At 64.3% G+C, this 25,631-nt stretch carries 28 protein-coding genes; 18 read left to right on the plus strand and 10 right to left on the minus strand.

The window, feature by feature from the left end:
- Positions 1–6 precede the first annotated feature (6 nt).
- From AC1DK4_RS30305 to AC1DK4_RS30330, 6 genes are all read right to left on the minus strand, one after another.
- On the minus strand, positions 7–441 hold the full coding sequence (locus AC1DK4_RS30305; protein ID WP_441622320.1) for a Zn-ribbon domain-containing OB-fold protein: 435 nt from the start codon (positions 439–441) through the stop codon (positions 7–9).
- On the minus strand, positions 438–1,604 hold the full coding sequence (locus AC1DK4_RS30310; protein WP_441622322.1) for a thiolase family protein: 1,167 nt from the start codon (positions 1,602–1,604) through the stop codon (positions 438–440). Before AC1DK4_RS30310 ends, AC1DK4_RS30305 begins: the two co-directional genes overlap by 4 nt.
- A 4-nt stretch (positions 1,605–1,608) precedes the next feature.
- On the minus strand, positions 1,609–2,430 hold the full coding sequence (locus AC1DK4_RS30315) for an enoyl-CoA hydratase/isomerase family protein (RefSeq protein ID WP_441622324.1): 822 nt from the start codon (positions 2,428–2,430) through the stop codon (positions 1,609–1,611).
- 77 nt (positions 2,431–2,507) lie between these two features.
- Positions 2,508–3,272, minus strand: a complete 765-nt coding sequence (locus AC1DK4_RS30320; RefSeq protein WP_441622326.1) for an ABC transporter ATP-binding protein — start codon at positions 3,270–3,272, stop codon at positions 2,508–2,510.
- Positions 3,272–4,120, minus strand: coding sequence for an ABC transporter permease (locus AC1DK4_RS30325; RefSeq protein ID WP_441622328.1), 849 nt, complete (start codon positions 4,118–4,120; stop codon positions 3,272–3,274). Before AC1DK4_RS30325 ends, AC1DK4_RS30320 begins: the two co-directional genes overlap by 1 nt.
- Entirely contained in the window at positions 4,117–5,118 is a 1,002-nt protein-coding gene (locus AC1DK4_RS30330) for an ABC transporter substrate-binding protein (RefSeq protein ID WP_441622330.1), read from the minus strand. Before AC1DK4_RS30330 ends, AC1DK4_RS30325 begins: the two co-directional genes overlap by 4 nt.
- Positions 5,119–5,251: 133 nt before the next feature.
- On the opposite strand from AC1DK4_RS30330, the gene AC1DK4_RS30335 reads away from it, so the two are divergent.
- Entirely contained in the window at positions 5,252–6,238 is a 987-nt protein-coding gene (locus tag AC1DK4_RS30335) for a LysR family transcriptional regulator (RefSeq protein ID WP_441622332.1), read from the plus strand.
- Positions 6,239–6,576: 338 nt separating this feature from the next.
- Here AC1DK4_RS30335 and AC1DK4_RS30340 read toward each other — a convergent pair whose 3' ends face one another.
- Positions 6,577–7,794, minus strand: a complete 1,218-nt coding sequence (locus AC1DK4_RS30340) for an IscS subfamily cysteine desulfurase (RefSeq protein WP_477131970.1) — start codon at positions 7,792–7,794, stop codon at positions 6,577–6,579.
- A 119-nt stretch (positions 7,795–7,913) separates the two neighbouring features.
- Positions 7,914–8,648: an iron-containing redox enzyme family protein gene (locus AC1DK4_RS30345; RefSeq protein WP_441622336.1), complete on the minus strand. Its 735-nt coding sequence runs from the start codon at positions 8,646–8,648 to the stop codon at positions 7,914–7,916.
- A gap of 239 nt (positions 8,649–8,887) precedes the next feature.
- On the opposite strand from AC1DK4_RS30345, the gene AC1DK4_RS30350 reads away from it, so the two are divergent.
- From AC1DK4_RS30350 to AC1DK4_RS30360, 3 genes are read left to right on the plus strand one after another with little or no spacing between them, the layout of a single operon-like run.
- The gene (locus tag AC1DK4_RS30350; RefSeq protein WP_441622338.1) at positions 8,888–9,223 is read left to right on the plus strand and encodes a 2Fe-2S iron-sulfur cluster-binding protein; all 336 of its coding nucleotides are present in this window, start codon (positions 8,888–8,890) and stop codon (positions 9,221–9,223) included.
- 19 nt (positions 9,224–9,242) lie between these two features.
- Complete coding sequence (locus tag AC1DK4_RS30355; protein WP_441622340.1) at positions 9,243–9,563, plus strand: ferredoxin; 321 nt, start codon at positions 9,243–9,245, stop codon at positions 9,561–9,563.
- Entirely contained in the window at positions 9,560–9,904 is a 345-nt protein-coding gene (locus AC1DK4_RS30360; protein ID WP_441622342.1) for a 2Fe-2S iron-sulfur cluster-binding protein, read from the plus strand. The genes AC1DK4_RS30355 and AC1DK4_RS30360 overlap by 4 nt, the downstream gene beginning before the upstream one ends.
- On the opposite strand, the gene AC1DK4_RS30365 is transcribed toward AC1DK4_RS30360, so the two are convergent.
- Complete coding sequence (locus AC1DK4_RS30365) at positions 9,894–10,805, minus strand: LysR family transcriptional regulator (RefSeq protein ID WP_441622343.1); 912 nt, start codon at positions 10,803–10,805, stop codon at positions 9,894–9,896. The genes AC1DK4_RS30360 and AC1DK4_RS30365 overlap by 11 nt on opposite strands.
- A 322-nt stretch (positions 10,806–11,127) precedes the next feature.
- On the opposite strand from AC1DK4_RS30365, the gene AC1DK4_RS30370 reads away from it, so the two are divergent.
- From AC1DK4_RS30370 to catC, 14 genes are all read left to right on the plus strand, one after another.
- Positions 11,128–12,117, plus strand: coding sequence for a tripartite tricarboxylate transporter substrate binding protein (locus AC1DK4_RS30370; RefSeq protein WP_441622345.1), 990 nt, complete (start codon positions 11,128–11,130; stop codon positions 12,115–12,117).
- Between the two features lie 125 nt (positions 12,118–12,242).
- A complete protein-coding gene (locus AC1DK4_RS30375; RefSeq protein WP_441622347.1) occupies positions 12,243–13,709 on the plus strand; it encodes an aldehyde dehydrogenase family protein in 1,467 nt (488 codons plus the stop codon).
- A gap of 58 nt (positions 13,710–13,767) precedes the next feature.
- Entirely contained in the window at positions 13,768–14,739 is a 972-nt protein-coding gene (locus AC1DK4_RS30380) for a tripartite tricarboxylate transporter substrate binding protein (RefSeq protein ID WP_441622349.1), read from the plus strand.
- A gap of 28 nt (positions 14,740–14,767) precedes the next feature.
- Positions 14,768–16,000, plus strand: coding sequence for an alpha-hydroxy acid oxidase (locus AC1DK4_RS30385; RefSeq protein WP_441622351.1), 1,233 nt, complete (start codon positions 14,768–14,770; stop codon positions 15,998–16,000).
- A complete protein-coding gene (locus AC1DK4_RS30390) occupies positions 15,990–17,672 on the plus strand; it encodes a thiamine pyrophosphate-binding protein (RefSeq protein ID WP_441622353.1) in 1,683 nt (560 codons plus the stop codon). The genes AC1DK4_RS30385 and AC1DK4_RS30390 overlap by 11 nt, the downstream gene beginning before the upstream one ends.
- A gap of 39 nt (positions 17,673–17,711) precedes the next feature.
- Positions 17,712–18,479, plus strand: a complete 768-nt coding sequence (locus AC1DK4_RS30395; protein WP_441622355.1) for a ferredoxin--NADP reductase — start codon at positions 17,712–17,714, stop codon at positions 18,477–18,479.
- 10 nt (positions 18,480–18,489) lie between these two features.
- Positions 18,490–19,308, plus strand: coding sequence for an alpha/beta fold hydrolase (locus AC1DK4_RS30400; RefSeq protein ID WP_441622357.1), 819 nt, complete (start codon positions 18,490–18,492; stop codon positions 19,306–19,308).
- Between the two features lie 280 nt (positions 19,309–19,588).
- On the plus strand, positions 19,589–20,479 hold the full coding sequence (locus AC1DK4_RS30405) for an MBL fold metallo-hydrolase (protein WP_441622359.1): 891 nt from the start codon (positions 19,589–19,591) through the stop codon (positions 20,477–20,479).
- Between the two features lie 87 nt (positions 20,480–20,566).
- Positions 20,567–21,481, plus strand: a complete 915-nt coding sequence (locus tag AC1DK4_RS30410; RefSeq protein ID WP_441622361.1) for a LysR family transcriptional regulator — start codon at positions 20,567–20,569, stop codon at positions 21,479–21,481.
- Positions 21,482–21,732: 251 nt separating this feature from the next.
- A complete protein-coding gene (locus AC1DK4_RS30415) occupies positions 21,733–22,431 on the plus strand; it encodes a 3-oxoacid CoA-transferase subunit A (RefSeq protein WP_441622363.1) in 699 nt (232 codons plus the stop codon).
- 5 nt (positions 22,432–22,436) lie between these two features.
- Complete coding sequence (locus AC1DK4_RS30420) at positions 22,437–23,099, plus strand: 3-oxoacid CoA-transferase subunit B (RefSeq protein WP_441622365.1); 663 nt, start codon at positions 22,437–22,439, stop codon at positions 23,097–23,099.
- Between the two features lie 93 nt (positions 23,100–23,192).
- Positions 23,193–24,479, plus strand: a complete 1,287-nt coding sequence (locus AC1DK4_RS30425; RefSeq protein ID WP_441622367.1) for an MFS transporter — start codon at positions 23,193–23,195, stop codon at positions 24,477–24,479.
- A gap of 69 nt (positions 24,480–24,548) precedes the next feature.
- Positions 24,549–24,890: a 4-carboxymethyl-4-methylbutenolide mutase MmlI gene (mmlI, locus tag AC1DK4_RS30430; protein ID WP_441622368.1), complete on the plus strand. Its 342-nt coding sequence runs from the start codon at positions 24,549–24,551 to the stop codon at positions 24,888–24,890.
- Between the two features lie 39 nt (positions 24,891–24,929).
- The gene (gene catC / locus AC1DK4_RS30435; RefSeq protein ID WP_441622370.1) at positions 24,930–25,205 is read left to right on the plus strand and encodes a muconolactone Delta-isomerase; all 276 of its coding nucleotides are present in this window, start codon (positions 24,930–24,932) and stop codon (positions 25,203–25,205) included.
- Positions 25,206–25,348: 143 nt separating this feature from the next.
- On the opposite strand, the gene AC1DK4_RS30440 is transcribed toward catC, so the two are convergent.
- A partial coding sequence (locus AC1DK4_RS30440) for a biotin/lipoyl-containing protein (protein ID WP_477117554.1) occupies positions 25,349–25,631 on the minus strand: 283 nt, incomplete at its 5' end.

The following is a 25,631-nucleotide window of genomic DNA, read 5'->3' on the forward strand; positions in this document are numbered from 1 at the left end:
CGTTCCTTATTCGAGTTCGAAGGCCGGGTACGGATGCTCGGGCGCCAAGTGGTCGATGGCCAGCTTCACGCGCTTGCCGATCGCCATGTCACTTGGCGCGCATCTCAAGACATTGGCGATGATGCGGACGCCCTCGTCCAGTTCGACGGTCGCGACGCACAACGGAATGCGCCCCTCGACACCGGGGCCGGCGATTCGCACCACGGTGCACGCGTAGATCGTGCCCTTGCCGGAGACTTCGCGCCACTCCAGCGTGCGTCGGCCCGTGAAGCCGCTGACCGGCTTCGGATAGTGCTGGAAGCGCTGGGCGACTGTGCAGTACTGCAGCATCAGCTTGCCTTGCGCGATGCCGTCCCAGAACGGCTTGCTGTCGACAAAGACGCCCTGCTTCGGGATCGGGCGGGACGGGGGAGTGTTCATCGTTTCGTTCATGCTGTTCATGCCTCCAGGACCATGGCCGAGCTGGTACCCCAGTTCCGACCGTAGGGAATGACGCCAATGCCGGTAACCAGCGCGTTGCGCGGATCGTTCACCTGGCGGGCGCCGCCTTCGCCGAACATCTGGCGCACGGCTTCCGCAAGGTTGAGCCCGCCGCTTGCGAGTCCTGGCTGGCCGGCGGAAATCTGGCCGCCGCCAGTGTTGAGCGGCAGGTCACCGTCGAAGGAAAGATCGGTGCGCAGCGTGTAGGCCGAGCCCTGGCCGCGCTCGCAAAAGCCGAAGGCCTCGAACTGCATCATCACGGCAATCGTGAAGTCGTCGTAGGGCTGGAACATGCGGACGTCCCTGGGCGCAAGCTCTGCCTTGCGCAGAACCTCGGGGCCTATCCTGGTGAAACCGGACAGCGTGATGTCGGCCAGCGGATCGGCCCCGTTGAAGTTGGTGACCTCCCCATAGGCGACCGGGTAGACCATCTTCTTCAAACCCAGGCGCCTGGCATTCGCCTCGGTGGTGACGATAAAGGCGTTGGCCCCGTCGCAGAACATCACGCTGTCGAGTACGCGCAGCGGGTCCGCGATGACACGCGACTGCATGTACTCCTCCATGGTGAGTTCTTTCTGGAACTTTTTGTAACCGTTCGGGTTGTGCAGGGCATGCGCGCGCTGCGTGATCGCGATCTTCCCCAGCGCTTCGGGGTCCAGCCCGTACTGGTGGATATAGCGACTCATCAGCAGGCCGAAGGTGGCGGGCGGCCCCTGCACGCCCGGAGGGTCCTGGAACTCGCTGCGGTAAGCGCCGTAGTTCGAGCGCCAGTCGGAACTGGGCGCATCGGAGGACATCACGACAGCCAGCTTGCACATGCCGTCGCGGATTGCCGACATGGCACGCGCCACGCCACCCGTAGCCGAGCAGCCGCCGATACCCCCGTAGTTCAGCCATGTTGGTGTCAGGCCAAGCGCTTCGGTCATGTAGACAGCGAAGAACGGATTCTGGGCTTCCGACAAGGCGGTGGTTACCGACAGCCCATCAATCTCACTCTTGTCGATGCCTGTCTTCGCAAGCAATTGGTCGAGTGCTTCCCCGGCCAGGTCATACGCGCTGCGGCCCGTCTTGTAGTCGATGGGAGTTTCTGCGTATCCCCCAATCACGATATCCTTTTGCTTCATGCTCTCACTCTCCTCGGAAATCCGGTGTACGCTTTTCGCGGAAGGCATTCAGACCCTCCTGGCGATCTTTTGTGAAGTACAGCATGAAGGACACATCTCCTTCCGCCGCCATCCCTTCCATGAGCGGAAGGTCCATCCCGCGGTCGATGACCGTCTTGGTAAACATCACCGACAGAGGTGCATTGCCGCTGATCGTGCGGGCTAGTTCGCGCGACTTCTCCAGGGCCATGCCTGCTTCGGTAACGTGGTTAACCAGCCTGTACTCGCGCGCTTCGGCAGCTGTGATGCGTCGACCGGTCCACATGAGTTCCTTGGCCAACGCGGGGCCAACAAGACGCGGCAGCGTCTGCGTGCCGCCGCCACCGGGCATCAGGCCCAGCCGGATCTCGGGCAGGCCGAACTTCGCGTTGGCGCCAGCGACAATCAGGTCGCCGACAAGCGCCAGTTCCAGCCCTCCGCCTAGAGCGAAACCCTCAATGGCGCTGATGATCGGCTTCGAGAAACCAGGGAGTTCCCGGAACAGTTGGTTCACCTTGCGCAGGCGCCGACGCTTGCGATAGAAGTCAAAATACTCGTTGTCACCGATCGTGAACTCGCTGGTGTCGATACCCGTGCAGAAGGCCTTTTCACTCCCCTTGAGAATCACGGCCGCTATGTCGCGACGCGATTCCACCTCGCTCAGCACGCCCAGAATCTCTTCCGCGGTCGTCTCTCGCAGCGAGTTCAGTTTCTCCGGGCGATGGATGGTGATCTCCAACCAGCCTTCTACTTTTTCGACAATGATGTCCTGATGGTCCTGATTTTCCCGATGGTCCTGATGGCTCATGTGATGCTCGCTTTCTCACTTAGTCTGGGTTGTTGTGGCTTTGGCTAGGTCGACCTGGCGGTCGGGTTGCGTGCCCCCTAATGCACAAGTGACTCGCCTCCGATAGCACGCTCGATTTGTTCATGCATCTCGGCCATGCGAGTGGCATCTCTTCTCTGTTCTGCGTCAATGGATAGCTCAAGACAGACCCGGGCAGGTGCCGCGAGCACAATCACCCGATCAGCAATCTCCAGTGCATCTTCAATACGATGCGTGACGAAAACACAGGTCTTGCGTTGCTCACGCACGATCTCGGAGAAATCGCGTCGCAATGTTTGCGAGGTGACGTGATCGAGCTGACTGAACGACTCGTCGAGCAAGATAAGTGCTGGATCGACTGCCAGGGCACGAGCTAGCGATACGCGCTGGCGCATGCCTCCCGAGAGTTCCACAGGGTACTTATTGCATGCGGAACCAAGTTTCACTCGATGCAGCCATTCCTGTGCGCGCTGCTGTGCCTGCTTCCTTGGGTAGTTCAACAACAGCAGGCCAAGCTCGACGTTTTCTTGCGCAGTGCGCCACGGCAGTAGCCGATCCGTCTGAAAGCTAACGGCCAACTTGCCACGAAGTGCCGTGAACTCGCTAGCTGGATCGACACCAGCAACCATTACCGAGCCCGCATCCGCGGTGGCCGTTCCCATCAGCAGCGACATTACCGTGCTCTTGCCGGCGCCAGTTTGACCAAGCAGCGCAACGGTTTCACCCTCCCGGACCGCCATCGAGAGGTGGTCGATCGCCGTGTAGCTGCCGAAGCGCTTTACTACATCGCGCAGTTCAATAATCAGACAATTCGAATCTTTCATTAGCGCACCTTTGCTTCCTTACGCCAACCGAGGAGCCGGCTTTCCGCGAATGTGGCCACCCACTGAATCGCCAGGTTCAATAAGACCAGAAGGAATGTCCACGCCATCACCTGATCAATCCGGAACGTGGACTGGGCGAAACTCATTCGTGACCCTATTCCGAAAGCCGACGCCACCAGTTCCGCGAAGATCACCATGCGAATGGCATAACCGATCACGGATTTTGTCGTCAGGAATATGTACGGGATAATGTGCGGCGCAACCAGGAAGCGCAGCATCTGCCAGCGTGATGGCCGGAAGCTTTCCAACATGTCAATCCATTCTGTCGAGAGAGCACGAACACCTTCGTACACATTCATGGCATAGAACGGCAGCAAGATCACCGTGAGTATGAAGAAGATGCGGGCTTCCGGATCTTTGAACCAGAAGACGGCAAGCAGCATCCATGAGAGCGCAGGAATGCCTGTATCGATCATTACGATGGCTTTCAAGTAGGGGCCGACGCGCTTCGAGGTTCCCATGAGGAGTCCGACAACGACCCCCGTCACGGCGGAAAAGACGATGGCCGCCACAAGTCTCCCGAGCGTGATCGCTATGTGCAGCAGATCGGCCCCGATCAGCTCGGTTAGCGCCCTGGCAATGACTACCGGAGAGGGCATCACGTAGTCGGGGACGTACCCGCTAGCTACCTGCATCAGAATGCAAAGTAACGCCACCACAATGACCAAGGCTTTCGCGTCGCGACGGTCGTGTTTCCTGGCCGTCGTGCTGGACTGCTTGGTCGAGGAATCCAAAGACTCCACTGGGGACTCGGCGACGTTGGTCCCCGTGATATCTGCCTGCTTCATAGCGCAAAGAATCCGTTGTCAACCGTCTTGGCCAGGGCGCCATTGCGCACCAGGAACTCACTCGCCGCGATAACGGAACGGCGGCCCTCTTCTGTCTGCATCGATGCGTGCTTGAACTCCAGGCGCCGGGAAGCAATTGCCGCCTTTAACACATCCGGCGGCGTTCCGGAGTTCACTCCTGCAATTGCGACGGCTTCATCGGGTCTTGTGGTGATGCCCTCAATGCATTGCGCAAAGGCTTTGTTCAACCTCGCGACAAGAGTGGGGTCACGCGCGATCGCTTCCTTGCGAGCCGCAACGCCAAAATAGGGCAGATCGAGATTGAGCTTGCGGCGATATTCTTCGCCAGCGTTGTAGAGAACGCGCATGTCGGGAACGCGCTTGATCCCCACAGATACATTGGGTTCCCAAGTGAGTCCCGCATCGGCGCGGTTGGCCATCACCAGGGTGATTGCGGCGGCTGGATTGTCGACGTTCTGAACGACTGCGTGCTTCTCGATATCGATCCCGCTGAGCTCTTTTACAACGGCACGCATCATGCGGTACGTGCCTGTCGACTGCGGAGCGGCAAGGGTCTTTCCTTTGAGGTCTCTGACAGCGGCGAGTCTCGTTTCCCGCGTTACGATACTGATCATGTTGCCCGTGGTGACGGAGCAAACGTACTGCAGCGGCACACCCGAAAGATAACGGGATGCAAAGGTGTCCCAGCTGCCGATACAGATATCGTAATTTCCCGCAACGAAGTCGTTGTAGTAGGTCGTAACCGATGTGTAGGCCGTGGGTCTTCCCAGCTGGAGACCGTTTGCCCTGTCGATCCCCTTGGCAACCATGTATTCCGTCAGCAAGGTGGTAAAGCCAGGCGCGAGGTTGGCCCATCTAAGCGGCGTTTGAGCCAAGGCACGTGGAATTCCGAAGGCGCCGAGTCCGAAGGCTGCAGCAGGTGCAAAGACGGATGCCTCCTTCAGCAGCGCCCGTCGCGAGAGTGTGCGTCTGTTCATTGGTTGTCTCCGTATTGTTCTTTTCTGTTCGGGCGCATCGGCGAAGCATTTGCGTCCGGTGTCAAGCTGTGGCCAATGGTAGGATGGTGTCTGCGTTCCGAATAGCTGCAAAAATGGGCGGGGCGTTCCAGTTGTGGAACGCATTGCCGGTGCCTCGCTGGAATGTGCAGCGACTTATCCTGTGTTCCAAATTTTCCCGGTCATGGCAGAAAAACTGGATCTCAACTCCCTTCGTCTCTTTTTTGACGTGGTCAATGCGCAGAGCATCACGCGCGCCGCGAACGAGCTGGGTCTGCCCAAGTCGACGATCAGCCGCAAGTTGACGCAGCTCGAGCAACACATGGGGACAGCGCTTTTAAAAAAAGGCCCGAGGAAGCTGACCACGACGGAGATTGGGGCACGCCTTTACGAACATTGCCGCCGCGTAGTGGATGAAGTCGAACAGGCGGGTCTGGATACGCTCGAACTTCAAACAGAGATGCGTGGGGCCCTGCGAGTCAGCATCCCCATCGATTTCGGGGTGTCCTGGATCGGCCGGGTGATATCCGAATTTGTGCTGGCGTATCCCGAGATTGAATTGGAGGTGGATGTGAACAGCCGCACGGTCGATCTCCGTGAAGAGCCGTACGACCTCACCATCCAGCTCGGCCCACTCAAGGACACCGATTTGACCTATCGGCGCATTGCGACGCTCACCCGCGGTGTCTATGCGAGTCCGGAGTACCTGGCTCGTCGTGGCACGCCGTTGGCGGTGGACGATTTGCACAGGCACGATTGCATCATCACCGCTCAGCAACGCCTGGATGGCATCTGGACTCTCCGCAATCAGGCAACGCACCGCTTTGCCACGATCCACGGAAAGGTGGTGGTGAACAATATCTCCATTGCGCGAGAGATGGCCATCGGCCATGTTGGCATGAGCATGCTACCCAACGTCATGTGTGCAAATGATTTGCGCACGGGCCGGTTAAAGCGAGTGCTGGAGAACTGGGAAAGTCCCTCGATGCATGCGACTGCCATGGTCCTGGGCCGGAAGGGAATGCCCAGCAAGATCCGCACCTTCCTGGACTTTCTTGCCGATCGCCTGAACGTAGACGAATCGAGCCTTCGGCAACGCTAGGCGGGAGCCAGTGATCCGGGCGCCAGGAACAGAAGAATGGCGTTGGCCACGCAGATGATCCAATGGGGCCCGCGAGGTTCCATTATTGCTTTTGGGGCAACCTCACTGCCCAAATGCAAAATGCAGAACGCCCCTGGGATCTTTCATCCCCGGGGCGTTTTGCTACTGCATGGTCGCACTCACGCGGCAAAGAACATGTCGTCCCGGGACACCGCGGCATGCCCCCAGGCGGCCCGGGCGGTCACCGGCCTCAGCAACAAAAAGCGCTGATCTCTGGCCGGCAGCCCGCCCGAGCCACCACGATTTCCCCTCTCTTTACGCCAGCCATGGAAGGCTGTTCAGTGCGCCGCCCATTCGATTTTCGAAAGGTCTGTCCCTTCCTGGTACATCTCCCACAGCGGGCTGAGACTGCGCAGCTTCTCGACGCATGCGCGTACCTGCGCGACAACGGCGTCGACTTCCTGCTCCGTGGTGAAGCGGCCGAGCGTGAACCGGATCGAGCTATGGGCCAGCTCATCGCTGCGACCCAGTGCACGCAGCACGTAGGATGGCTCCAGCGAAGCCGAGGTGCAGGCGGAGCCCGAAGACACGGCGATGCCCCGGAGCCCCATGATCAGCGACTCGCCCTCGACGAAGTTGAAGCTCAGGTTCAGGTTGTGCGGGATGCGGTGTTCCAGGCTGCCGTTGACGAAAACCTGCTCGAGATCGCCCAGGCCTTGCCAGAGGCGGTCGCGCAACGCACTCACCCGGCCCGCCTCGGTGGCCAGCTCTCGCCCCGCCAGGCGGAACGCTTCGCCCATGCCAACGATCTGATGGGTCGCCAGGGTGCCGGACCGCATGCCGCGTGCGTGGCCTCCGCCATGGATCTGCGCTTCCAGCCGGACCCGGGGCTTGCGCCTGACATACAAAGCGCCGATGCCCTTGGGGCCGTACACCTTGTGCGCGGTGACGGTCATCAAGTCGACCGGCAAGGCAGACAGGTCGATCGGGAGCTTGCCGGCCGCCTGTACGGCGTCGCAGTGAAAGACGATGCCGCGCTCGCGACACAGGGCGCCGATCTCGCCAATCGGCTGGATCACGCCGGTTTCGTTGTTCACCATCATCACCGAGACCAGGATGGTGTCGGGCCGCAGAGCGTTTCGCAGCACGTCCAGATCCAGCAGGCCGTCCGGGCCGACATCGAGGTAGCTCACTTCAAAGCCCTGCCGCTCCAGTTCCCGGCAAGTGTCGAGCACCGCCTTATGTTCGGTGCGGACAGTGATCAGGTGGCGCCCCTTGCCGCGGTAGAAATGCGCGGCGCCCTTTAGCGCCAGGTTGTTTCCTTCCGTCGCCCCGGACGTCCAGACAATTTCGCGCGGGTCGGCGCCCAGTAGTCGGGCCACGTGCTCGCGCGCTTCCTCGACCGCCGCCTCCGCTTCCCAGCCGAAGGCATGGCTGCGCGAAGCCGCATTGCCGAATCGCTCATAAAGGTAGGGAACCATCTTCTCCACGACGCGCGGATCGACCGGCGTGGTGGCACTGTAGTCCATGTAGATCGGCGTGTCGGGGGCTGGCATGGCGGAAGGCTTTGGGGATATGGGAAGGGAGTCGGGAATGCACTGGCGGCCTTGGCAACGCGCCTGTCGGTCATGCCGGCGCGGCAAGGCCGCGCCATGTGCCGGTTCCCGATGCTGGCTCAGGCAGCGAGCTTCAGGTCAAGCAGCGAGACATCCTGCTCGACGTATGCGCGATACAGCTCGCCCGTGTAGAGCAGGCGCATCTGCGCGCCGTTCTCGCAGGCCTTCAGGCAACGCTGCTGCAGCTCAGGCGTGGTCGCATGTTCCAACACGATCTGGTAACCGCGCTCGCCGTGGATCTCGTCGGAGACGATGTGGAGATCGAAGAACTCTGCCTCTTCGTCCGTGAAGCCATATTGTTCCCGCAGCGCAGGCGCCTGCTTGCGGTAGATCGATGGCACCTGGGACTCCAGCCCGATCACGATGCCCGCCACCGCCACGACGGGGTCTTCCCGCATGGCCATCGCGTAGCACCAGCTCTGCAGCCCGCGCGTGGCTGCCAGCATGTTGTCCGGATTGACGATGCGCTCGCGCGTGGAGCCGCAGGCCTCGGCAAAGCGGATGAGCAAGTCGGTATGGCGGTCCCCGCCGATCTCTTCCTCGTACATGTTCGCCAGCAGGAAGTCCTTGACATCGGTATAGCCATCGGCCGGCGTGCGCGCGTAGATGTAACCCAGGTAGTCGGCAAACGGGCCGACGTACTGGTAGTGGTTCTCAGCCCAGCGTGCCAGGTGCGTGCGGCTGAGCTTGCCCTGGGCCCAGGCCTGGCTGAACGGCGACAAGTTGGCACTTTTGCCCCGCACGAGGTCTTCGAGGACGGTTCGGAAGCTGTCTTTATCGAGCAATTGGGTCACGGTTGTCTCTCCTTGGGGAATGGGTAGTGGCTCAGGCACACATTGCAGCGATGGCCGGGGCGTGCTTCACAGCATAGTTACAGATGATTTAATAATCAATACGTATCATTTTTTATGATACTTATATCAGCGAGTCTGATTTGCGTCAGGCATCTTTCCTCATCTATGCTTTGCAACAAGTTCACTTGCGATGATGAACAGTCAAAGTGAAATCATTTTCAAGAATGGAGAGGAGGCATATGCCGAAAGTGACCTTTCAGAAGGATGGCGTTGCCCACGAGGGCGAGGTGCGCGCCAACAGCAACCTCGTGGTGCGCGCGGGCATCAAGCAGTTTCCGCACCCCCACCTGCGCTACGCCTGCGGGATGGGCAAGTGCGCCAGTTGCGCGTGCAAGGTGGTCAGCGGGGCCGAGCACCTGCCGGCGCCTAACTGGAAGGAGAAGAAGATGCTCGGGGACCGCCTGGAAGAAGGTTTCCGCCTGGTGTGCCAACTCTGGATCAACGAGGACATCACCCTCAACCAGGATGTGGATCTGCGTCCGGCCGTGGCCGCCAGCGCCACGGCACAGGCCTGAACATACCGTGGAGACCCTGATGTACGTGATTCTCTCAAGCCGTGACGGCCACTACCGGACCGAGCTGGATGGCAGCATGGCGCCGGTTGAAAGCTACGACTACCTGTTCTACGGCCGCCGCCGCGCGCGCTTTGTGATCGCCAGCCTGGCGCAGCCGGTCAAGGTCCGCATCGTTGACTGCGGTCCGCCCGAACGCGTGAGCCTGGTTCCCTCGCGACTTTTGCCGCAGTACCCCACGCTGGAAGCGGCGCGCAGCGCGCTGAACGAACTGGTTAGCTTCGGCACGCTCGACGTGCGCCTGGAGCGCAGCGCAGTGGATGCCACCGGAGAGCCCGCATGATCCGCATCACCTTTCTCAGCAATCAGGAACGGGTCGCCGAAGTGCCCGAGAACAGCAACCTGCTGCGGGCGTCGATGCGCCATCAGGGCGGCATCCCGTTCAAGTGCGGCGGGGGCGTCTGCGGGACGTGCAAGTGCCGCATCGAGACCGGTGTAGAGCATGCCGACGCCGTCAAGCCAAAAGAGCGCAAGCATCTCAACGACGCGGATATCGCCGCGGGCTACCGCATGGCCTGCCAGACTTTCCTGAGTGGAGACGCCAGCGTTTCCTGGGAGGCGCGCGCAGTGGCTGCCAAGACCGCCCCTCAGGCCGTCCCGCAGCCCGCCGCCGTCACGAGCTAGCTTGTTCGCCGCCCAGCGCGCGGATGCGCTCGGTGAGCAGCGCGACGAAGGCAGCGGTTGCCGGTGGCAGCGGGCGGCGCGGGTTGGTCACCGCCACGACCAGCCGCGACAGCCGTGGCGACACCACGGTGCGGGCATGCAACCGCCCCTGCTCCAGCAAGGCGCGCACGGCGACACGGGGCAACACCGTCGCCAGTTGCGAGGACTCGACCAGTTCCACGATGGCGTTCAGCGAATCGGTTTCGAATACGGGCGACAGTTCCATGTTCTCGCTCTGCGCGAAATGCTCGAGCAACGTGCGCAGCCCGTGCTGGCGCGTCGGCAGGACCAGCTTCAGCGAGGCCAGCGTGCGCAGCGGCGTCTGCTGCGGCAGCGACAATTCGCGCTGGGCACTGGTGAGCAAGAGCAGGTCCTCGTCAACGATCGGCTCGATCTGCAAGGGCAAGGCGCGCCGCGGGTTGTTGATGATGGCGGCCTCGAGCTGGCCACCCGCCACCCAGTCGGTCAGAACGCTGCTGTAGCCCTCGGTGACCGACACAGTGACGCGCGGGTTCAGTTGGGCAAAGTCGGTCAGTGCGCCCGCCAGCACGCCCTGCGCGATCGAGGCGATCATGCCCACCCGCACATGGCCGCTGAGCTCGTCGTCCACGCGCAGGATCGCCTCCTGGGCGCTGGCAAAGTCCTGCAGCACTGGCTGGAACAGGCGGTACATCTGCAGACCGGAAGCGGTCGGCACCATGCCCTGCGTACTCCGCTCGAACAGCTTCTGGCCCAGCTCCTGCTCCAGCTTGCCGATCTGCATGCTAAGCGCGGGCTGCACGATGCCGAGCCGTCGGGCGGCGCGCGTCACACTGCCTTCCTCGAACAAGCAGGCGAAATATTGGATCTGCCGGAACTCCATCGTTTCTCCTTGACACGCCGATGGGCAATTCTACTGATTTTTCCCTGCTTCAAATCAGAATTTCTGATGTGCCCGGCGAGCGGCAGTCCTCGCCACCCAGCCATATTGCCCAAGAATGCGACCAATCATCACATCATTAATATTGATATACACCATCATACATGATTATTTGACGTGATATTAGGTTGGATCTAGAATCGATTCACAACATGCCGGATCCCACGGGCAGACAGCGCGGCATCGGTTCCACGACGCAGGCCGCGCCAGCGCGCGGCGACGCGCCAACAGACAAGACAAGACAAGATCGACTGGAGACAACCCCATGCGCTTTACCCGCCCCTTCCGCATCGCCACCTGCCTCATGTTCGGCGCGCTCGCCCTGAACGGGCGCGCCACCGCAGCGGACGCCCCCGCCAGCTATCCGGCGAGCACCGTGCGTATCGTCGTCCCCTACCCGCCAGGCGGTTTCAACGATACCCTGGGCCGCGTCGTCGCCAACGAACTGTCGAGGACCTGGGGCAAGCCGGTCATCGTCGACAACAAGCCGGGAGCCGGCACGATCCTGGGTACACAGGCAGTGGCCCGCGCCCCGGCCGACGGTCTCACGGTGCTGGTGGCGCAATTCCCCTTCGCCGCCAACCCCTGGCTGTACCAGAAGCTGCCCTACGACAGCATGCGGGACTTCACGCCGGTCGTACTCGCCGGCCATTCGCCGATGCTGCTGGTCGTCAACGCCGGCTCCAAGGTGCGCTCCGTCAATGACCTGCTGAGCGCAGCCCGCGCGGCACACGGCAACCTGCCGTACGGCTCCTCGGGCAGCGGTTCGTCCAATCACCTCGCCATGGCGTACTTTGCGCGGATGGCGAAGGTCGAAATGAACCAGGTGCCTTACAAAGGCAGCACGCCAATGCTGACGGATCTCGCGGGCGGACAGGTGGAAGTCGCGTTCGACGCCCTGCCGCATGCCCTGCCGTTCATCCAGTCGGGCAAGCTGCGGCCTATCGCCATCGCCGATGCGAACCGCTCGAGCCTGATGCCGGACATCCCGACCGTGGCCGAGAGCGGCGTGCCGGGATACGACGTGTCGTCGTGGCATGGCTTCATGGTGCGCACGGGCACGCCGCAAGCGATCGTCGACAAGCTCAACGCCGACATCAATGCCATCCTCCGGCGCCCGGAAATCCAGAAGCAGTTCGCGACGCACGGTGTAGCCGTCGACGGCGGTAGCCCGGCCCAGTTCCAGGCCTTCATCGGCCACCAGATGGTGCTGTGGAAACGCGTGGTCGCGGATGCACACATCCCTGCTCAGTAACCGCGAACTCGTGCGCTAGCCCCGAGCGCACGGCTTCCCGGCATCGTCCCCTCCCGCCGTTTCGCGCATTTCGCGCGGGCGGGTGGCAACGTTCATCCCAGCCTTTCTAATTTTCGCTACCCACAATGAGCGACTTTCAAGCCCCCAACCTGATTGGCGGCCAATGGCAGCCTGCTGCCTGCGGCGCCACGGCCGTTAGTCTCAATCCCGCCGACGGCACCTCGCTCGGCCACCTGGCAGACAGTGGCGAGACCGATGCGCGTGCCGCCATCGCGGCCGCCCGGGAAGCTTTCGAGAAGCCGGGCTGGTCCCAGAATCCGCGCTTGCGCCAGATGGTGATGCTGCGCTGGGCCGACCGCGTCGAAGCACGCGCGGAGGCGCTGGCCAACCTGCTGACGCGCGAGAACGGCAAGGTCCTGGCGCAGGCCCGCGCCGAGATCGCCGGCGCGGTCTCGGAGATCCGCTACTACGCCGGCCTGGCACGGCATATCCCCGGCCATGCGCTGGAAGTCGAGCCGGGCGTGTTCTCCACCATGCTGAAAGAGCCTGCCGGCGTGGCTGGCCTGATCATTCCGTGGAATGCCCCGGTCGTGCTCCTTGTGCGCGCACTGGCACCCGCGCTGGCGGCCGGCTGCACCTGCGTGATCAAACCCGCCGCCCAGACCGCGCTGATCTCGACCGAAATCCTCCGTGCCTTGCACGCGGACGAGGCGCTGCCGCCAGGCGTCGTCAACCAGGTCAACGAGACGGGCAGCGCGGTGGCCCGCTGCCTGGTCGCCTCGCCCGAGGTGGACGTCATCAGCTTTACCGGTTCCAACGCCGTGGGCCAGCGCATCATGGCCGATGCCGCGTCCACCATGAAAAAACTGTCGCTGGAACTGGGCGGGAAGTCCTGCTGCCTCGTGTTCGAGGATGCCGACATCGCCAGCGTCGCCCCTCAGCTGGCACGGGCGGCCACGGTGATTTCCGGCCAGCAGTGCACGGCAGCACGCCGCGTGCTGGTGCACGGCTCGCGCTACGACGAGATGAAGCAGGCCCTGGCGCAGGCGCTGCAATCGCTCGAGATCGGGCCCGGCTTGGCCTCGGGCGCCGCGATGGGCCCCCTGATCGACCGCGCTGCAGCCACCCATGTGGCCAACCAGATGGCGGCCGCGATGGATGCCGCCGACGAGGTCATCGTGCGCGGCGGCCCGCTGGGCGGTGCGCTGTCCGCGGGGCACTTCGTCAGCCCTGCCCTGGTCGCGCAACGCGACACCAGCGCCTTCTTCGTGCAAGAGGAAATCTTCGGCCCCTTCGTTGTGCTGGAGCGCTTCGACGACGAGGCCGAGGCCGTGGCCCGCGCCAACCATACCGAGTTCGGCCTGTCCGCCAGCGTCTGGACGCACGACGGCGCGCGCGCATGGCGTGTCGCCCGTGCATTGCGCAACGGGACGGTCTGGCTGAACGACCACAACAAGCTGTTCGCGGAGGCCGAGACCGGCGGCTACCGGCGCAGCGGCATCGGCCGCCTGCATGGCTATGACGCCCTCATCGACTTCGTCGAGATCAAGCACATCTACCACAGCGTCGGCACGATCCGGATGCCAGGTTGACTTAGCCACGACGCGCCTCCCGAGCGCGCGCCAGAACAGACTCCAGGAGACAACCGCCATGAAACCCATCCCCCGCATCCTGACGCTTGCCCTCGGCGCGCTGATCGCCGCTGGCGCGCATGCCCAGCCTGACAGTTATCCGTCCAAGCCCATTACCATCGTCGTGCCGTACACCCCCGGCGGCTTCAACGACACCATGGCGCGCGTCTTCTCCCGCAAGCTGCACGCCGCCCTCGGGCAGCCCGTGGTGGTGGAGAACCGGCCCGGTGCCGGCACCATCGTCGGCACGGAGTTCGGCGCACGGGCCGCGCCAGACGGCTACACCCTGACGGTGGTCGGCTTTCCGCTCGTGGTGAACCAGTATCTCTACAGGAAGCTCGCCTACAACGCGGACCGCGACTTCGCCCCGATCATCCTTGGCGCCCAAACCCCGAACCTGCTTGTCGTGCGCAAGGACTCACCCTACAGATCGATGCGTGAGCTCGTGGACAGGGTCAAGGCCACGCCGGGCAAGGTCAACTACGCCACCGCGGGCAACGGCACCTCCAACCACCTGACGATGGAGTACTTCAAGAGCCTCACGTCCACAGATATGCAGCAGATCCCCTACAAGGGCAGCTCGCCCATGGTGAGCGACCTGCTGGGAGGCCAGGTTGACGTGATGTTCGACAACACGCCCAACGTGCTGCCCCACCTGCGTGCGGGCAAGATGCGCGCGCTGGCGGTGACCAGCCCCCAGCGCTCGCCGCTGACGCCAGAGGTGCCGACGGTGGCGGAACAGGGATACCCCGGCTTCAATGTCTCGGTCTGGTACGGGCTGGCGGCGCCCGCCGGCACCCCGCAGGCGATCGTGACCCGACTGAATGCGGAACTCAACAAGGCACTGCAGTCGGACGACGTCAGGCAGGTGTTCACCCAGCAGGGCGTCATGCCGATGGGCGGTTCGGTCGCCGATTTCAAGACCTTCTTCCAGGCGCAGTCCCGGCTTTGGGAAAAAGTCATCCGCGACAACCGGATCTCGGCGGAATGACAGACATGGCAGTCCTGGAGACGACGCGATGAGCGCACCACGGATACTCTCGCTGGCCGATCTGGAGCGTGCCGCGCGGCGGCGCCTGCCGGCCAGCGTCTTCGGCTACGTCAGTGGCGGCAGCGAGGACGGCAGTTCCCTGGACGGCAACCGCGCAGCGTTCGCCCGTTGGCGGTTCCTGACACGGCCGCTGGTCGATGTGTCGGCGCGCTCGCAGTCCGCAGAGCTGTTCGGCACGCGCTTTGCCGCGCCGCTCGGTATCAGCCCCATGGGCGCCAGCGTACTATGCGGCTTCGACGCCGACTGCGCGCTGGCCGCCGCGGCGCGGCTCGCGAACGTGCCGTTCGTGCTTAGCGCGGCCTCGACCACGCCGTTGGAGAGGGTGGCGAAGGTCAACCCGGACATGTGGTACCAGGCCTACCTGCCGGCGCGCACGGAGGTGATCGATCCCCTGCTGGAGCGGCTGCGCCGGGCTGCGGTTCGTGTGCTGGTCGTGACCGTCGACGTACCGATTGCGTCCACCCGGGAGAACGAGATCCGCAACGGCTTCAGCCTGCCCCTGCGGCCCAGCCCGCGCCTGATCCTGGGCGGTCTCGCACGCCCGCGCTGGCTGGCGGGAACCTTCGCCCGGACGCTGCTGCAACACGGCGTGCCTCACTTCGAGAACTTCGCCGCCACGCGCGGCGGCCCCATCGTGACCGCCATGAAGGGGGACCACCGTGCAGGCCGGGCAGCTCTCACGTGGGAGCACATCCGCCATATCCGCAAGGCTTGGCCGGGCACGCTGCTGCTCAAGGGCATCCTGCGCCCGGAGGATGCACTGGCCGCACTGCGAGCCGGCGCCGACGGCATCTTTGTCTCCAACCACGGTGGGCGACAGCTCGACGGCGCGCTTGCGCCGCTGGACGCCCTGCCGGCCATCGCCCACGCCGTGGCCGGCAGCGGCCTGAAGCTGATCCTGGATGGTGGCATCCGGCGCGGCACCGACGTGCTCAAGGCCCTGGCCCTGGGTGCCGACGCGGCGTTCTGCGGCCGCCCGCTGCTCTATGGACTGGCGACGGGTGGGCGCGCCCTGGCGCAGGAGGCGCTGGAAGTGCTCAAGCGCGAGATCGATGTCAATCTCGCGCTGCTCGGCTGCCCCGACGTCGCGGCGCTCGACCCGTCCTATCTGTGCGCCATCGGCGCCCCCGCCATGCTGGCCAGCGCAGCCTCTATGGCCACTCATCGACACGAACATGCGGAGCTTCCCCATGCAGCCTGACCTCAAAGACCGCACCGGCGGCCAGATCCTTATCGACGCCCTGCTCGCCCAGGGTTGCGACACCGCTTTCTGCGTGCCCGGCGAAAGCTTTCTCGCGGCCCTCGACGCCATGCATGATGCGCGCGCGCGCCTGCAACTGGTCGTCTGCCGGCAGGAAGGCGGTGCCGCCCACATGGCCGAGGCCTACGGCAAGCTCACCGGACGCCCCGGCATCTGCTTCGTGACACGTGGGCCGGGCGCGACCAATGCCAGCATCGGCGTGCATACCGCCAGCCAGGACTCCACGCCGCTGATCCTGTTCGTCGGCCAGGCCGCGCGCGGCCATCGCGGGCGCGAGGCATGGCAAGAGATCGAGTTCCGCCACATGTTCGGCCACATGGCCAAGTGGGTGGACGAGATCGACTCGCCCGCACGCATCCCGGAACTGGTAAGCCGCGCCTACCATGTCGCCATGTCGGGCCGCCCCGGTCCGGTCGTGCTGGCCCTGCCCGAAGACATGCTGGAAGAAGTTGCCTGCGTGGCCGACTGCCCGCCGGCCAGGCCTGCCCAGGCGTGCCCGGATGCCGATGCGATGACGCGACTGCAGGAACTGCTGGCCGGGGCGCGCCATCCTCTGATGGTGCTGGGCGGCGGCGGTTGGACCGAACAGGCGTACGCCGACATCGCGGCCTTCAGCGAGCGCCACGCGCTGCCCGTCATTTGCGGGTTCCGCCGCCAGGGCCTGTTCGACAACCGTAGCCCGCGTTACGCCGGCGAAGCGGGACTGGGCATGAACCCCGCCCTGGCGCGCCGGATCACCGAAGCCGACCTGATCCTGTCCGTGGGCGCCCGCCTGGGCGAGACCAGCACGAACGGCTACACGCTGTTGCAGGTGCCGCGCCCCGCGCAGACGCTGGTGCACGTCCACGCCGATCCGGATGAACTGGGCCGTGTGTACTGGCCGGAGCTGCCGATCAACGCCACCATGCCGGCCTTCGCCCGCGCGGCGCGCGCGCTGCCCGCCCCAGCGGCGGCGCCCTGCTGGCAGGCCTGGACCGAGGCCGCCAATGCCGACTACCGGGACTTCCTGCGTCCCACCGCCATGCCCGGCGAAGTCAACCTCAGCGAGATCATGGCGTGGCTGCGCGAGCGGCTGCCCGCCGACAGCATCCTGACCAACGGCGCCGGCAACTACACCCTGTGGGTCCAGCGCTTCTACCCGTACCGCGGCCTCAACACCCAGCTTGCGCCGACCAGCGGCACGATGGGCTACGGCCTGCCCGCCGCCATTGCCGCCAAACTGCGCCATCCCGGCCGCACCGTGGTCTGCTTTGCCGGCGACGGCTGCTTCCTGATGAACGGCCAGGAGTTCGCCACCGCCATGCAATACGGCGCCAACGTCATTGTCGTGGTGGTCAACAACGGCATGTACGGCAGCATCCGCATGCACCAGGAGCGCCACTATCCACGCCGCGTGTGCGGCACCGACCTGTGCAATCCCGACTTCGCGCGGCTTGCCGAGTCCTACGGCGGTCACGGCGAGGTGGTGGAACGCACCGCCGATTTCGCCGCCGCCTGGGATCGCGCGGTGCAGGCGGGACGGCCCGCGCTCATCGAGTTGCGCACCGACCAGCAGGCGCTGACCCCGCGCCTGACCATTGCCGACCTGCACAACACGGGCACGACGCGCTGAGTGCCCGCGCCAGACTTTCACCGCCTTATGGAGACTCCCATGTCGGATTCCGAAACCTTCACCGCCCGTATCCTCGCCACCCGCACCATCGCCGAACATACCGTCGCCTTCGACCTCGAACGCCCGCCCGGCTTCGAGTTTGAAGCCGGCCAGTTCCTCAGCGTGCAGATTCCGGGCTTCACGCCCACCGAGGAAGACGATGGCGAACGCATGCTCTCCATCGCCAGCGCCCCGCACGACGGCCATCTCACGGTGGCGATGCGGATGCGCGATTCGGCGTTCAAGCGCCATCTCGGGCAAGGCCAGCCAGGCGCGTCATCGGTGCTGATCAGTCCGGCGATGGGCGACTTTGTCCTGCAAGACGACCAGCGACCGGTAGTCATGGTGGCCGGCGGCATCGGCATTACGCCGTTCTACAGCATGCTGCGGCACCTGCAGCGCAACGGCGCAGGTGCTGCGCGCCGGGTCACCCTGCTGTACGGCAACCGCTCGCCGGCTAGCGTGGCCTGGCGCGAAGAACTGGACGCCCTGACGGCCGAACTGGAGAACTTCGAAGTGGTGCATGTGTTCAGCGAAAGCAGCGAAAGCAGCGAAGGCTGTGGCGAACACGACGCTGCGCACGCGAAGGTGCGCACGCGCGGCGGCTTCATTGACGCCGGGCGCATCCGTGCCGACGTGGCGGACTGGCAGGACAGCATCTACTACGTGGTCGGGCCGACCGCGATGGTGGGTGCGCTGCAAGACTCGCTGGACGCCTGCGGCGTGCCGCCCGAACAAGTGGTTGCCGAGTTCTTCGCCGGCTATTGAGGAGAGCACGATGCCTGACTTCACCCCCCGCATCACCACCGTTGCGCTGTCCGGGCGCGGTCGCCTTCATGTCGTGCGCGCAGGCGACCCCCGCGCGCCGGCGGTCTTTCTCAGCCATTCGATCCTTTCCAGCCACGCCATGTGGGACGCCCAGGCAGCACTGCTCGCCAGCCGCGGCTGGCAGGTCGTTCGCGCCGACATCCGCGGCCACGGCGACTCGACCGTCGACACCGCGCCGGCCAGCATGGACGACCTGGTGGCCGATACCGTGGCAGTCCTGGATACACTGGACCTGGAACAAGTCCACTACGTGGGCTTGTCACTTGGCGGCATGATCGGCTTCGGCCTTGGCCTGCACCACGCCGAGCGCCTGCTCAGCCTGTGCCTGTGCGATGCCCGCGCCGATGCACCGCCGGAAGTCGCCGCGCCGTGGGATGCGCGCATCGAGCAGGCCCGCGCAGGCGGTTGCGCCGCATTGGCCGATGGCACCCTTGAGCGCTGGTTCGGCCTTCCGTTCCTGACCCGGGAACCAGAGACCGCGGCGCGGCTACGCGCCATTGCGGCTTCAACCTCAGTGACCGGCTTTGCAGGCTGCGCCCGGGCCATCCAGCAACTGAACTACCTGCCGGCGCTCGCCGGAATCCGCACCTGCACCACCCTGCTGGTCGGCGCGAATGATGGGGTACTGCCGGAAGCCAACAAGGCAATCCAGACGATGATCCAGGGAAGCCGGCTCGACCTGATCGAAGGGGCGGGCCACTTGCCGAATATCGATCAGCCGGAACGATTCAACGCGGCCTTGCTAAGACATTTGGCAAGGAAAGACTAGGACGGCCAGGGCGGACAAAGGTCACCGCCCAGAGGTCAAGTGTCTGATCCCGTGCGCGGTCCTGCAGTTGGGCAACCCGCTGTCCTCGCTCACGCACGAATCTGCTGTCGCCGCTGCCACTGTTCCGGCACATGAAGCTACCTGAAACCCCTCTTTTGGAATGCGAAATTGGCGAGGCGCTGAAGATAGCCGATGCTCGACGCCTGCCAATGCAAAAGTTGGCGATACCGCAAGCGCCCCACCCCGGGAGGGGCCGCAAGACCAAACGGAGACAAGGCACATGATGCAATCGCGCACCGTCGGCGACCTGAAGATCACCCGCATCCTCGAATACGCGGGACCGACGCACGACCCCGCCTTCCTCTTTCCGGACATCGACCGCGCCGTGCTCGACGCCAATGCCGGCCTGATGGCGCCGCACCATTGGATACCGCACATGAACAAGCTGATCGTGACGATCCAGTTCTGGGTGGTGCACGCCGGCGACGACATCATCGTGGTCGATACCGGCGTGGGCAACTTCAAGCCGCGCGCCGGCATTGCGCGCATGAATATGCTCAACACGCTGGTGCGCGAGTGGATGATCGCCGCCGGCGCGCCGCCGGAGAAGGTCACCCATGTGGTGATGACGCACCTTCACGCGGACCACGTCGGCTGGAACACCACCTGGCAGGACAACCGCTGGGTGCCAACCTTCCCCAATGCGCGCTATTACATCCCCAAGGATGACTTCGTCTTCTGCGACGAGGGCCGCAACAAGGAGCCGGGTGTGGTGGACGTGTTTGGCGAGTCCTTTTTTGACAGCGTCATGCCAGTGGTCACGGAAGGTCTGGCGGAAATGATGGTGCCCGGGCAGGAGATCGCCGGCTGCCTGCAGGTCGAGCCCGCCGAGGGGCACAGCCCCGGCCAGGTCGCGTTCCGCATCCGCTCGCGGGGCGAGGAAGCGATCTTCTGCGGCGATATCCTGCACAGCCCGCTGCAAATCGTGCGCCCTGACGTGAATTCCGGCTACTGCATCCGCCCGGACCTGGCGCGCAGTACGCGCCTGGCCTTCCTCAACCAGGCCGCCGACCGCGAGGCGCTCATCCTGCCGGTGCATTTCGGCGAGCCCTACTGTGGCTATGTCAGGCGCCAGGGCGCGGGCTTCCGCTTCGAGCCGGCCACCTGGTAGCTACGGGGCGGCCGCTTGCCCGCCGCGTGCCTTCCCGCCGTCACGGGTATGATCGTGGCACACCCAGTTTGCCGCGAGTCCAGCAGCATGGCCGTTCCCTTCGACATCACCGATTTCCGCCTCTTTGTCAATGTAGCGGAAACACGAAGCCTCACCCGTGGTGCGGAGCGCTCCTTCCTCTCCGTGCCGGCGGTCAGCAACCGCATCAAGAATCTCGAAGACACGCTGGGCGTGCGCTTGCTGGAGCGCTCGCCCCAGGGCGTATCGCTGACAGCGGCCGGCGAGGTTTATCTCCAGCACGCCCGCGTCGTGCTCGCCGAGCTAGAGCGGCTCACAGGCAATCTCCAGCCGTTTACCGCGGGCCTTTCGGGGCAGCTCAAGCTGGTAGCCAACACCACGGCCATCACCGAGTACCTGCCCCCGGTGATCGGCGACTACCTCGCCAGCCACCCGGACGTGCGCATCGACGTGCGCGAGCGCCTGAGCGACGACATCGTCCGCCTGGTGCGCGAAGGCGCCACCGATCTCGGCATCATCTCCGGCAATGTGCCCACCGCGGGCCTGCAAGCGGTGCCCTTCGTCAAAAGCGCACTGATTCTGGTCGCGCCGCTCGGCCATCCGCTGCTCGCGCAACGCGAGGTCTGGTTCGAGCAGTTGCTGGAGTACGCCTTCGTCGCGCTGCTCGAAGGCAGTGCCTTCCAGATGTTCATGATGCGTGCTGCCGGCGCGCTGCACAAGCCCATGACCATCCGGGTGCATGTGGCCAGTTACGATGCCATCTGCCGCATGGTCTCCGCCGGGGCCGGCATCGCCATCATGCCAAAGGCCGCGTTCGCGCGCCTCAAGGGCGAGCAGCCGATCGGAGCCTGTAACCTGCGCGATGACTGGGCCATACGCACCTTCCAGGTTTGCGCACGAGACCTGGAAGGCCTGTCCAGCTTCGCCCGTGAGTTCGCCAACCGGCTGATCGGCCGCTACGCACCGGGCGGCATCGCCAGCTAGCTCGCGCCCTTCCCTGCTTGCACCTGCCCCCGCTCGATCTCCGCCCCGAAACTGGCTAGCGGGGCGCGGTGTCGCCCGCGCTTCGAAGCAGGGACTCTGACAACGCAGCCCTTCTCAACACGCAACCGGGCGTGCAGTCGCCCCGCTTCGCCACGCCTTAAGCCAGCGCTAAGGCAGCTTGCAGAACCCGAAATTGTTAGGCCGCCGACTGCATGGCAACCTAGTCTCGCCAAACAACAATGAAGCGAGACATGATCGATAAGCTCTACAGAACGGCGCGCGAAGCCGTGGACGATGTCCACGACGGCGCCACCATCGCGATCGGCGGATTCGGCGGCGCCGGCATGCCCGATGCACTGATCGACGCCCTGATCGAACAGGGCGCCACGGATCTCACGGTAGTCAGCAACAACGCCGGCAACGGCGACCACGGGCTGGCCGCACTCCTCAAGACCCGCCGGGTACGCAAGCTGGTGTGCTCGTTCCCGCGCCAGCGCGATGCCTACGTCTTCGAAGCACTGTACCGCGCCGGCCAGATCGAGCTGGAAGTCGTGCCACAGGGCACGCTGGCAGAGCGCCTGCGCGCCGCCGGCAGCGGCATCGGCGCCTTCTACACGCCAACGGGCTTCGGCACGCTGCTGGCTGAAGGCAAGGAGACACGCCAGATCGACGGACGCGGCTACGTGCTCGAGTACCCCATCCACGTCGACGTCGCGCTGATCAACGCCGCGGCGGCCGACCGCTGGGGCAACCTCGTCTACAACAAGACCGCGCGCAACTTCGCGCCCGTCATGGCGATGGCGGCAAGCCAGACCATCGCCGCGGTAACGCGGGTCTGCGAGCTGGGCGAGATGGACCCGGAAGCCATCGTGACCCCCGGGATCTTCGTCAGCCGCGTAGTGCTGCGCGACAACGCCGGCACGCAAGCGGCACTCTTGCAAGCGAGTTGAACACCATGGACCAAGTGGCAAAGAACCTTCTGGCCGCGCGCGTGGCGCGGGATATCCCCAACGGCTCTTATGTGAACCTCGGCATCGGCCTGCCGACCCTGGTGGCCAACCACCTGCCCCGCCACCGCGAAGTCATCCTGCACAGCGAGAACGGCGTACTCGGGCAATGGTCGGCAGCGGAGCCGGGACAGGAAGACTGGGACCTGATCAATGCGGGAAAGGAGGCGATCCGGCTGGAGAAAGGCGCGGCCTTTTTCCATCATGCCGACGCCTTCGGCATGATGCGCGGCGGCCATCTCGACATCTGCGTGCTCGGCGCCTTCCAGGTATCGGAGCGCGGCGACCTGGCCAACTGGCACACCGGGGCGCCCGATGCCATTCCGGCCGTGGGCGGCGCCATGGACCTGGCCATCGGCGCCAGGCGCGTGTTCGTCATGATGGACCACATGACCAAGGACGGGGCCAGCAAGCTGCGCCACCAATGCAGCTATCCGCTGACGGGCCTCGCCTGCGTAAGCCGCATCTACACCGAACTCGGCACCTTTGCCATCGGGCCACAAGGCGTCTCGGTCATCGAGATCATCGGTGACATGTCGCCGCAGGCCCTCCAGTCAGTCACAGACGTAGCGCTCGACTTCACCACCCTCGCCATGGCAGAGCCTGCCTGATATCCGCCGGAAAGGCCGGCGCTCGAGGCAGCGATGCCTCGGAACGCGGTGGCACAACACTGACAAAGAACGAGACACAAACAGGAGACAACCATGCTAGCTTGGTACAAGACTGGGACACCCCAGCAGAAGAAGACGTTCTGGGCCTGCTATTCGGGCTGGGCGCTGGATTCCTTCGACATGCAGATGTTCAGCTTCCTGCTGCCTGCCCTGACGCTTGCGTGGGGGCTGACCAAGGCGGAAGTCGGCGTGCTTGGGACCGTGGCGCTCATCGTTACCGCCGTTGGCGGCTGGGGTGCCGGCATCCTCAGCGACCGCTACGGCCGCGCGCGCATCCTGGTGCTGGCGATCATCTGGTTCACGTGCTTCGGCGTGCTCGCCGGCTTCGCCCAGACGTATCAGCAACTCGTGGTCGCCCGTACGCTCCAGGGCCTGGGCTTTGGCGGTGAATGGGCGGTCGGCGCGGCGCTGATGGCGGAAGTGATCGACCCGAAGCACCGGGGCAAGGCCATGGGCTACGTGCAATCCGGCTTCGCGCTGGGCTGGGCGCTGGCGGTCGTCGTGGCCACGCTGCTGCTGGCGTGGCTGCCTCACGAGATGGCATGGCGCGTGGCGTTCTGGAGCGGCATCATCCCCGCGTCGATCGTGCTGTTCATCCGGCGCCATATCAAGGACGCGCCGATGTTCGAGCGCGCCCGGCAGAGCCACGCACCGCGTGCCACGCTGGCATCGGTGTTCAACCGCAAATACGGGCGTTCACTGGTCCTGTCGAGCATCCTGGTAATCGGGCTGCAGGCCGGCTGCTACGCCATCCTGGTCTGGTTGCCGTCCCTGCTTAACCAGCGCGGGGTCGCAGCCACATCGATGATCGTGACCGTCTTCATCATGGCCTTCGGCTCCTTCTGCGGCTTCGCGGTGGCGGCCGACCTTTGCGACCGGATCGGCCGGCGCCCCACGCTGATCCTGCTCTCCATCTGCGCATGGATCGTCACCGTCAGCTATATGCTGCTGCCGCTGAATACCACGATGGCCACCATCCTGGGCTTCCTGGTCGGCTTCTCCGCAATCGGCATGTTCGCCGCGCTCGGGCCCTTTCTCAGCGAACTGTTCCCCACCCATGTGCGCACCACCTGCATGGGATTCGCCTATAACGTAGGCAAGTCGGTGGGAGCGGGCTCCGTCGTCGGCGTCGGCGTGCTGTCCACCCATATCGGCCTCGCCAATGCCATGGGCACCTTCTGTCTGGTGGCCTATGCCTTCGCAGTGTTCGGCATACTGCTATTGCCCGAGACGCGCGGCATTGCCATCGAGAGCATCGGCGAAGAGGACGAGCGCCATGCAGCGGCACCGCTGGCCGCACCGGCGCAGGCGCATACCTGACACGCAGCGCGCTCCCGGCAAGGAGCGCATAAACACGACTGAGCCAACCCCAAACCGAGAGGAGCCAACATGATTCGCCTGCTGTACCTGCTGGTCAAGCCAGAAGGCATGTCCGACAAGACCTTCCGCGCGGAATGCCTGCGCCACTACGAGATGTCGCACGATGTGCCGGGCCTGCACAAATATGAGGTCCGCCTCGTCGCCGCGCAGCCCACCGATACCCATGTGCCCTTCTTCGACATCGGCCACGTCGACGCCATCGGCGAATGCTGGTTCGAGAACGAAGCTGCCTACGAGACCTACCTGGCGTCGGACGTCCGCAAAGCCTGGTTCGAGCATGGCAAGACGTTTATCGGCCGCCTCAAGCCTTTCCGCACAACGCCTGTCACCGGTGACGACAGCGCGGGCTGAAGGCCCGTCCACCCCACTTTCAACAAACAAGGAGACACCATGCTTTACTGCGTACAGATGGACGTGAAGATCCCCGACTCGCTCGCGGCGGAGCGCGCCGAGGCCATCAAGGCTGCCGAGAAGGCGCGCGCCATCGAGATCCAGAAGTCTGGCAAGTGGCCCCACCTGTGGCGCGTGACCGGCCGCTATGCCAACGTCAGCATCTTCGATGTGGGAAGCAACGATGAACTGCACGAACTGCTGTCTTCGCTGCCGCTGTTTCCCTACATGACCATACAGGTCACGCCGCTGGCGCGGCATCCGTCGGCGATTTGAGAACTAGTTGTGATGCGTCAAGACGTTATTTATCGAGGCTGCGAGTGGGGCTAAATCGGCCTGATGTGCGTTTTGTCACAACTTGCCCTCCCGTCCTGGACGGACGGGAGGCAACAGCATGTCTCCGTGCAAGCACGCCAATATCAATCCGCCGGCTTCAACTCGATCAGCAGATCCTTCGCGGCCACGCGGTCACCCTGCTTCACATGCACTGCGGCAATCTCGCAGTCGCGATCCGCGGTGATGTGGGTTTCCATCTTCATCGCCTCCAGCGCCATCAGCGTCGTACCCGCCGCCACGCGCTGTCCTGGCTGGACCGCCACCGTCACGATCGAGCCCGGCATGGGCGCGGCGATATGCAGCGGATTGCCGGGCTCGGCAACCGGACGGCTGCTGCGCACCACGCTCGCATGCGTGGTACTACGC

It is taken from the genome of Cupriavidus sp. 05N38, from assembly GCF_056397345.1.